2 protein-coding genes are annotated in these 2,537 nt (G+C 58.1%); one reads left to right on the top strand and one right to left on the bottom strand.

The genetic code is table 11. The features are described 5' to 3' along the window. Positions 1 to 579 precede the first annotated feature (579 nt). On the bottom strand, positions 580 to 747 hold the full coding sequence (locus QJT78_RS50115) for a hypothetical protein (RefSeq protein WP_244433459.1): 168 nt from the start codon (positions 745 to 747) through the stop codon (positions 580 to 582). Positions 748 to 946: 199 nt separating this feature from the next. Here QJT78_RS50115 and QJT78_RS50110 point away from each other — a divergent pair, with 199 nt between their 5' ends. Further along, the gene (locus QJT78_RS50110) at positions 947 to 2,080 is read left to right on the top strand and encodes a histidine kinase dimerization/phosphoacceptor domain -containing protein (protein WP_244433460.1); all 1,134 of its coding nucleotides are present in this window, start codon (positions 947 to 949) and stop codon (positions 2,078 to 2,080) included. Positions 2,081 to 2,537 lie beyond the last annotated feature (457 nt).

Below are 2,537 nucleotides of genomic sequence, written 5' to 3'. Positions count from 1 at the left end.
GGTCACCAACTGAATTTTTCGGCGTCATTACGGAGTTTACAAGCAGACGGGTCGATATGTTCGGGCAGCATTCGAAAGAATTGGCGGCATATCCGTTCTGGCGCATCAAGCGCCCCCAAGAGCTCACGGCTCTGCCGGGACGACAACTGTAAGCCGTACCCGCTGCGGCAAAGGATGGACGCAAACGCGGATTTCGAATGGGGCGATGCCGCCGCGCCTTGCGTGCGTTAGGATCCTGCATGGAAAGGGTGACCGGCCATCGAGGCCAACCAGTCGCGCCGTGTCCGGAAGTGGCCCTGAACCGAACCCCGCTGATCCTGTTGTCATACGTCTATCGCTGGTAGAGCAGACGTGGACCCGCGCTCGCTTCGACGGTCGGTTGTGACCCATTGCGGGCGTTAGCGTTCGAGCGTTTTGGAGAACAATCTTTTAAGCCTGTACTTCGGACCTCGCGCATTGTCCGCTTCCGTGCGGCTGTTAGGGAATAAGCGGACATCGCGGAATTATGTGTAGACGCTCCAGCGCCATTCCGGCCTAAGTTCCTAAACCTTACATTTGACCGGTCGACGCGCCGATCGCTTAACGAGCGGCTCTTTTCTCCGGGTCGTCCCGGCGCTGCGCCATCTCTGTGTTTCGATCGAGCTGCGCACGCTCGCTGCGGCGCATCCTTCCCGTCTTTATGACGCCATAGAGAATTGTGCCACCCAAGATGAAGGCGCCGATAAACATCATCCAGAGCGCCGTCACTGAGGTATCGCCGAGTAGCATTCCGACGCCACTGTTTCCCATTTTCGCTCGCGCTGTTTTGTCTGGAGAACCAAACCCGCATTGGAGCGGAGGTTCCCTGTTTCGTTCCTATTGTACGGTCTCGCGCTTAGGCACAATTCATGAGGCCCGATGTTAGAGACGAATGGAGGACCACCCGGCCGAACACACTGAGGGCGATGTGCTGGATAAACTCCGGCGCCATATCCGCATTTTGGTCGATATCGGTCGTCTTTCGGTTGAAGAGGCCGGAACAGAACGCTTCTTGGACCAAGCGGTGCTGCAAATTGCCCGAGCCGTGGAAATCGACCATGTTAAGGTGCTTCAATATCGTCCAGACACGTCCGATCTTCTGTTGATTGCGGGAGTCGGCTGGAAGGATGGTGCCCTCCGCACCGCCACGCTGTCGGCCGACCTCCGCTCGCCGCCTGGCCGCGCTTTCCAAACGGCCGAGCCTGTCAGCATCAGAGATTTCGCCGAGCAGAACGAATTTGTTTGTTCCGAGTTCTTGGCGGAGCACAGCATTGTGGCTGTCAGCAACGTCCCGATCCTCATCGGCGGCGCCGCATGGGGCGTGCTGGAGGTGGACAGTACAAAGCCGAGAGACTTCTCCCAGGATACGACCGAGTTTCTGACCGCCGCCGCCGCGCTGATAGGTGCTGTGCTGCGTCGCGGTGCGCAACCGGACGAACATGCAAGCCTTATGGCTGCGGTCGCGGAAGCTAAAAAGGGGCAGATCTTGCTTCGAGAGATGCAACATCGGGTCAAGAACAATTTTCAACTCGTCCTGTCCTCGATTTCCATCCAGAAGCGCCGCTATCTTGATCCAGAATCACACCGCGCTCTGGACCACGTGGCCAGCCGCATCAACGCCATCTCGCTCGCACATGATCAGCTTGCCCCTCGCCAAGAGGGGCAGATCGTTAGACTTTCCCATTACATCCGGGCTCTTTGCAGCGCGATCCGCAATCAGGTGGATGAGGTTGAAGTCGACGTCGAATGCGACGAGCTCGAATTGGCGATCGACCGGGCCCTCCCGGTTGGCCTCATTTTGAATGAGACTGCGATGAACAGCATCAAGCATGCGTTCGGTGCAGAGGGAGGCAGGATCAGCGTAAGTTTGGTGGGAGGCGTCGGCTACGGCGAGGCCCGATTGACAGTGACCGACAACGGTCGCGGCATTCAACATCCGAACAAAAACGGGTCGGGCCTTAAGCTGATTACCTCTCTGGCGAGACAAATTGGCGGTACCGTCAACCAGACTAGCAGCGACGCGGGTACAACAACAACGCTTACATTCCCTTTGATAATGTAAAGTGGGACCTGCTGAGCAGGCACGGGATAGGCTGCGCCTCAGCTATCGCGGGCCGGGTCGGCCGATGGTACACCCTGCGGACCAAGCAAAGCCCCATATCGTCGCCGAGGTGGGTAGTCGGGTTGTGGCCCTTAGCCGCAGGTCGATTGAGCGCGTGTCATGTCGGCTGTCAGGCAGACCGGACACCGATCCAACTTGGCGTCCACTGCTGATTTCGAACCCAGGCGGCAATCGACCGCGGAGAAGCGGATGTAACCTTCACGACAACAACGCTAGACCAGACTGCCCGTTTAGAGCGCTAAATGTTTTTCGTCATCCTCTTGAAACGTTTTTGCTCGTGACAGAATTTTTGGACGCCGCAGACGTGGCGGCCGGGGCGCCTTCGGGCCCCATCAAGGCGGGCGCCGGAAGGTGTCCGGTGCCAGCTCGTACCCAACTTGCTCTTTGGAGGATTTGG

It is taken from the genome of Bradyrhizobium sp. Mp27, from assembly GCF_029953005.1.
In the GTDB taxonomy this organism is placed as follows: Bacteria; Pseudomonadota; Alphaproteobacteria; order Rhizobiales; family Xanthobacteraceae; genus Bradyrhizobium; species Bradyrhizobium barranii.
Note: the sequence above shows the minus strand (reverse complement) of the source record. Positions and strands in the feature narration are given on the sequence as shown.